General features: G+C 52.0%; 5 protein-coding genes and 1 pseudogene. 3 read left to right on the forward strand and 3 right to left on the reverse strand.

Annotated elements, in window-relative coordinates:
• Nucleotides 1-117: 117 nt before the first annotated feature.
• The gene (locus BZK41_RS19775) at nucleotides 118-1,530 is read right to left on the reverse strand and encodes a sensor histidine kinase (protein WP_079939275.1); all 1,413 of its coding nucleotides are present in this window, start codon (nucleotides 1,528-1,530) and stop codon (nucleotides 118-120) included.
• Entirely contained in the window at nucleotides 1,517-2,191 is a 675-nt protein-coding gene (gene tctD / locus BZK41_RS19780; RefSeq protein ID WP_079939276.1) for a transcriptional regulator TctD, read from the reverse strand. Before tctD ends, BZK41_RS19775 begins: the two co-directional genes overlap by 14 nt.
• Before the next feature lie 153 nt (nucleotides 2,192-2,344).
• Here tctD and BZK41_RS19785 point away from each other — a divergent pair, with 153 nt between their 5' ends.
• Genes BZK41_RS19785 through BZK41_RS19795 form a run of 3 tightly spaced genes read left to right on the forward strand, consistent with a single transcriptional unit; the run spans nucleotide 2,345 to nucleotide 5,296 of the window.
• Nucleotides 2,345-3,322: a tripartite tricarboxylate transporter substrate binding protein gene (locus tag BZK41_RS19785; protein ID WP_003826029.1), complete on the forward strand. Its 978-nt coding sequence runs from the start codon at nucleotides 2,345-2,347 to the stop codon at nucleotides 3,320-3,322.
• 14 nt (nucleotides 3,323-3,336) lie between these two features.
• Nucleotides 3,337-3,771, forward strand: coding sequence for a tripartite tricarboxylate transporter TctB family protein (locus tag BZK41_RS19790; protein ID WP_100247225.1), 435 nt, complete (start codon nucleotides 3,337-3,339; stop codon nucleotides 3,769-3,771).
• A 10-nt stretch (nucleotides 3,772-3,781) separates the two neighbouring features.
• Nucleotides 3,782-5,296, forward strand: a complete 1,515-nt coding sequence (locus BZK41_RS19795) for a tripartite tricarboxylate transporter permease (RefSeq protein ID WP_079939277.1) — start codon at nucleotides 3,782-3,784, stop codon at nucleotides 5,294-5,296.
• A gap of 56 nt (nucleotides 5,297-5,352) precedes the next feature.
• Here BZK41_RS19795 and BZK41_RS19800 read toward each other — a convergent pair.
• Nucleotides 5,353-6,545, reverse strand: a pseudogene (locus BZK41_RS19800) (GGDEF domain-containing protein).
• Nucleotides 6,546-6,752 lie beyond the last annotated feature (207 nt).

The raw sequence follows: 6,752 nt of genomic DNA on the forward strand, positions 1-6,752 counted from the left end.
TAAATACAGCAAGTAAAATATAATTCACGGCCTCGCGGTGAAATTTAAAATTACAATAACAATACAATTAATTACTTTTAATTATATTAATACCGTTCGCATCATCAAAAAGATAATTCAGCTCGCTACGCTTAAAAAGCGCACCCGAACCCTCAACCCACCCAATGTCTCGCTACGCGTTAACTGAGGATGGGTGCGATGCAAGCGAGCAATATCATTAACCAGCGCCAGGCCGATCCCGGCGCCAGGGACATTGCCTACGTTATCAAGACGATGAAACGGTAGCAGAGCCTGATGAACCATCTGCTCATCTATACCCGGCCCACTATCTTCGACTACCAGCACCACGGCCTCTCCTTCTCGTTGCAGCCGGGCGGTCACCATCCCCTGCGGCGGCGTGTATTTCAGTGCGTTATCCAGCAAATTCCCACACAGTTCGCCGAGCAGCACTTCATCTCCCTCGACCCACACCGCGTCCTGTTCCCCTTCATAGCCCAGATCGATCCCTTTACTACGCGCCTGCGCCAGTCGGGTAAAACAGCTGCTTTGCACCACCTCATACAGATTAACCGGCGAGAAATGCCTTTCCCCCTGCTCTTTGCGCTTCACCGCAGACAGCTGCAACAGCCTCTCCGTCAGTTGAATGGTGCTCTCCAGCGTGCTACTCATGGCTTGTAAACTCTCATACCATTGCCGCGGCTCGGCGCTGGCGAGGGCCACCGATGCCTGAGTTTTCAGTACCGCCAACGGCGTTTTAAGCTGATGGGAAGCATCCGCGCTGAAGCGCTCCTGGCGAGAGATCAGACCGCGAAGTCGGTCCAGATAACGGTTGAATGCCACAATCAGCAGACGGGTTTCCGACCATGGCAGCAGCTCCGGCAGCGGCGTCAGCAGGCCTGGCTCACGACGCACCATCAGGGATGACAGCTGGCGCATCGGGCGTAACACCCGGCGCAGCAGCCAGCCAACCAGCACCAGAGTCAGTAGTACCAGCAGCCCTTGCGAAACCCACGAGGAAAACAGCAGTTGTCGCGCCAGATAACGCCGCGATTGCAGCGTTTCGGCAACATAAATCTCCGCCATGCCGACAATGCCGCCTTCGTTGACGGGCTGCAGCAGACGCGCCACGCGGATTGCCTCACCGCGATATTCAGTGTGATAAAACCATGCCAGCGCCGGATAAAGCCGCGTGCGCGAGGTAGCTGGCGGCAGCGCCGGTAAATCGTCATAACCAGAGATAACCTTCCCCGCCGGATCAACCACTTTGTAGTACAGTCGGTCATTCATATTCAGTTCAAAGCTGTCCAGCACCACCCATGGCACGTTCACTTCCAGCTGTTTATTGCGCACCACCAGCCGCTCAGAGACGGTCCTGGCGGATGAAAGCAACGTGCGGTCATACGCCTGGGTCGCCGCCTGTAATGCGCTAACGTAGCTGTTAAATGCCGACAGTCCCCACAGCAACATTAGCGGCAGGCCCAGAAACATCAGCAGTTGCAGGTATAACGATTGGGGTTTAACCCAATTCATCGCTACGCTCCAGCACATAGCCCAGACCGCGCAGCGTAGCAATACGCACATCGCTTCCCTGTAGCTTTTTACGCAAGCGATGGATATATAACTCAATGCTTTCGGGACTCACCTCATCACTCAGGCTGAAGACCTGCTCAAACAACTGCTGACGTGAAACCGGTCGCAACCGACGGTACATCAGCACCGTCAACAGCGCCTGTTCACGCGGCGTGAGCGCCAACGGCTGCCCCTGCAACAGAAAATAGCCTTCATCGTGAAACGCCAGCTCCCCCAGTTGCTGTATGCCTTGCACCTGTCCCGCACTGCGACGCAGCAAGGCCCGCAGCCGGGCATCCAGCTCCTCGATTTCAAACGGCTTTGCCAGATAATCATCGGCTCCGACGTTCAACCCTTTCACCCTATCGGCCACCGCGCTACGCGCCGTCAGCAGCAGGACAGGGAGCGTCTGCCCGCGTTTGCGCAGCCGCTGAACGACTTCCAGACCATCCAGACCTGGCATATTGATGTCCAGCACCGCCAGCGCATACGTTTCGCTATGTAAAAGATGGTCGGCCGCCAGGCCATCAAAAACGCAGTCAACGGCAAAACCGTTTTGTACCAGCGCTTTCTCCAGCCAGTGAGCTAACTCACGGTTATCTTCCGCTAATAAGAGACGCATATCACATCCTGTAAAGTTTCTGCCGCATTGAAAGGGAATTGAAAGGTTAATGTTTTAACAATCACGCAACCGAACTGCTACACATCGGCTCACATAATCACAAAAATCTTCTTCCGTACCCGAAAATCCGGTTTTCCGGCGTGAGGATAAACAATGAAAAAACAGTTACTTCGTACCCTTACTGCAAGCATTTTATTGATGAGTACCTCTGTACTGGCGGAACAAGCGCCATCGCGCACTGAATGTATCGCCCCTGCTAAACCCGGCGGCGGTTTCGATCTCACCTGTAAGTTGATTCAGGTGAGCATGATGGAAACCGGCGCTATCGAAAAACCGATGCGCGTAACCTACATGCCCGGCGGCGTTGGTGCCGTGGCCTATAACGCGATCGTCGCTCAACGCCCGGCTGAAGCGGGAACCGTGGTGGCCTTCTCCGGCGGCTCACTACTGAACCTGTCACAGGGCAAGTTTGGTCGCTACGGCGTGGATGATGTCCGCTGGCTGGCGAGTGTCGGCACCGACTACGGCATGATTGCCGTACGCCAGGACTCACCCTGGAAAACACTGAAAGATCTGCTGACGGCAATGGAGAAAGACCCTAACAGCGTGGTCATTGGCGCAGGCGCCTCTATCGGTAGCCAGGACTGGATGAAGTCGGCGCTACTGGCGCAAAAAGCCAATGTCGATCCGCACAAGATGCGCTATGTGGCCTTTGAAGGCGGCGGCGAACCGGTTACCGCACTGATGGGCAATCACGTACAGGTGGTTTCCGGCGATCTCAGTGAGATGGTGCCTTACCTCAGCGGCGACAAAATCCGCGTGCTCGCGGTGTTCTCTGATGAACGCCTGCCGGGGCAGTTAGCCAACGTGCCAACCGCCAAAGAGCAGGGTTATGACCTCGTGTGGCCTATCATTCGTGGCTTCTACGTTGGGCCAAAAGTCAGCGACGCCGAGTATCAGTGGTGGGTTGATGCCTTTAACAAACTCCAGCAGACCGATGAGTTTAAAAAGCAGCGCGATCTGCGCGGTCTGTTTGAATTCAACATGAGTGGCAAACAGCTCGACGACTACGTGAAAAAGCAGGTCACGGATTATCGTGAGCAGGCGAAAGCCTTCGGTCTGGCGAAGTAAACGCAGGGGCAAAGATGATGAGCGATCGTATTTTTGCAGGTATCTGGCTGTTGCTCTGCATAGCCGGGCTATTCGTGGCCTGGCAAATCAGCAGCGAATACAGCTATGAACCCGTAGGGCCGCGTCCCTTCCCGCTTGGCATTATCGGTCTGATGTTGGTCTGTGCCGTGGCGCTGCTGTTGCGCCATCCGGACACCATCAGTTGGCCCCGTCGCCACGTGCTGCAAAAGCTGCTGACGATGGTAATTGTTCTGTTGATGTACGCCTGGGGTTTTGAGTGGCTCGGTTTTCCCATCGCCACCGCCATTCTCACCGTGGTGATTGGCATGCTGTTCGGCGCAACCATCCCGGCTGCGGGTATTTCCGGCGCGGTGCTCGGCATTCTGCTGTGGTATGCCTTTGACCGACTGCTTGACGTCACCTTACCACTCGGCGCCTGGCTGGGTTAACGGAGAAACGATGGATACCTGGATTTATCTTTCTCAGGGTTTCGCGGTGGCAATGACGCCGGAAAACCTGGTCATCGCCTTGATAGGCTGTTTTGTCGGCACTATTGTGGGTTTGCTGCCTGGCCTTGGGCCGATCAACGGCGTGGCGATCCTGCTGCCGCTGGCCTTTGCTTTGCATCTGCCCGCAGAATCCGCGCTGATCCTGCTGGCTACGGTCTACATTGGCTGTGAATATGGCGGGCGCATCTCCTCTATCCTGCTGAATGTTCCCGGCGATGCGGCGGCGATTATGACCGCTCTGGATGGTTACCCGATGGCGCAGCAAGGACGCGGCGGCGTGGCGCTCTCTATCTCGGCGGTCAGCTCTTTCTTTGGTTCGCTTATCGCCATCGGCGGCATCATTTTGTTTGCCCCGGCGTTAGCCCAATGGTCGCTGGCCTTCGGTCCGGCGGAATACTTTGCCTTAATGGTTTTCGCCATTGCCTGTCTCGGCAGCATGATGGCGCAAAATCCGCTGAAATCATTTCTGGCAGCGCTTATCGGTCTCGGACTTGCGACCGTCGGCGTAGACGCCAACACCGGGGTTTATCGCTTTACTTTTGACAGTGTCCATCTCTCCGACGGTGTGCAGTTTATCGTGGTGGTGATTGGTCTGTTCTCTGTCTCTGAAATATTGTTAATGCTGGAACATACCAGCAGTGGCCAAACGCTGGTGCGTAAAACGGGCCGCATGTTGTTCAACGCCAAAGAAGGTGCACAGTGCGTAGGGGCCACCCTGCGTTCATCAGTAATTGGCTTTTTCGTCGGCGTTCTGCCCGGCGCTGGCGCCACCATTGCCAGTGCCATCACCTACATGACCGAGAAAAAGCTCAGCGGTAACAGTGAAAGCTTTGGCAAGGGGGATATTCGTGGCGTTGCGGCGCCAGAAGCTGCCAACAACGCCTCGGCCTGCGGCTCTTTTATTCCGATGCTGACGCTCGGCGTACCGGGCTCCGGTACCACGGCGGTGATGATGGGCGCGCTGACGCTGTACAACATCACCCCGGGTCCGGCCATGTTTACCGAGCAGCCGGATATCGTTTGGGGGCTGATTGCGGCGTTGCTGATTGCTAACGTAATGCTGCTGGTGATGAACATTCCGCTGATCGGTCTGTTTACCCGCATGCTGACCATTCCGCTGTGGTTTTTGGTACCGGCTATCGCGGCAGTCTCCGCGGTAGGCGTGTACGCCGTCCACAGCACCACCTTCGACTTGGTGCTGATGGTCGCCCTCGGCGTTCTGGGCTACATATTGCGAAAAATGCACTTCCCAATGTCGCCGTTAATTTTAGGCTTCGTCCTCGGGGAAATGCTGGAGCAGAACCTGCGCCGGGCGTTGTCTATCAGTAACGGTAGTATGGATATTCTGTGGGCCAGCGGCGTGGCGAAAGTGCTGCTGGTGATGGCGGTACTGGTTATCGTGGTCCCGCCGGTGCTGCGCATGATCCGTAAACGCAACAGCAAACCGCAGGTGGATGCAGGTTAGTCAATATTGCCGGCCAACTACGCGATGGCGTTGTTGGCCGGCTAACATACTGCTGGTTATGACTGTACGCACGGACACGTTAGCTCGTGGGGACCGCAGTAATACATCACTTTATTTCTGCCTGCATTTTTTGCGGCGTAAAGTGCAGCATCAGCATAGGAAACGACTTTATCACCCGATTCATCTTTCGGAGAACTAAAATAAACCCCGATACTTATGGTCATCTGTTCTTTAATACCAAATACATTTGGCGGTAACGTGAGTTTTTCTACATTTTGTCGAATCCGCTCAGCCACCACCATAGCCTCCTGTTTATCATTGCATTTCAATAAAATGCCAAACTCCTCTCCCCCACCCGAGCAAAAACATCGGAGTCACGAATCGATTTATTAATGATATAAACGATGGAGACAATCACCTTATCTCCCTCCTGATGTCCATAAGTGTCGTTAATCCTCTTAAATTTATCAACATCAAGCATCAACACACAAACATTTCCACGTAGCATGGCAGAGTTAAGTGTTTTATAGAACAGCTTACGATTATAAATTTTGGTTAGTACATCTCTCATAGAGGATTCCGTTTCTCTTTTTAGCAGCAGGAAAGTATTAAACATTAAAATTGAGATTACGCATAATGCGCTTATTATTTCAAGTCCGCGACTGACGTACCAGATATACATACTGTACTCATCAAGACTGATAAGTAGTAAATTGGTTAATATCGCCGAGCAGCACATCAGAGCGATACTGACCCACAACGCATTGTTTAATCGGGTTTTCAACGTAAGGTAGACTAAAGCTATGGCCCAACCTGCAATTAACGAATAAATGTATCTTAATTCCCAATGCAACGTCACCAGATCGTCTTTTAAGCAGGTGATATCTATCACGACATCAGGATTATAACTTGATAAATTGTGAGCAAGAATACCTATTGCGACCACAACGATGACCGTTATCATCTCCAGTATCGGCTTCTTTTGTTTATCCTCAATGACAATCGTATCGTTTCTATACGCTTTAATGCCGATACACAACGTAATGATAAAACTCAATTGCCGAAAGTAGTAAAAGATAGCAATGTCATTGGTTCTCTGTTCGATTGAAACACTATCATTAATCAGCGCCTGCACAATATAGATAGTTTCAATAAAATAGATATCACAGCTAATGAATGCTATACCCAGAATAAAGACATAGGATAACTCTTTTCGACATAGATATTGGAACGACATAAACAAAAACATTATTGCATAGAGAAACAACAGTCCCACAATGACGATTAAGTATGTTGTTTGCGGGATGTTTTTTACACTTATTTTAAATTGCGAAAGACATAACCCCACCCCCAAATATAAGACAATTAATATAATATAAAAACCAACAATCCATCCATTACTAAATCTATACGGTTTTTGTTCATACTTATCCAGGTGATGAATATTTCTGACATT

Source organism: Citrobacter sp. A316, from assembly GCF_002042945.1.
Taxonomy (GTDB): Bacteria; Pseudomonadota; Gammaproteobacteria; order Enterobacterales; family Enterobacteriaceae; genus Citrobacter; species Citrobacter portucalensis.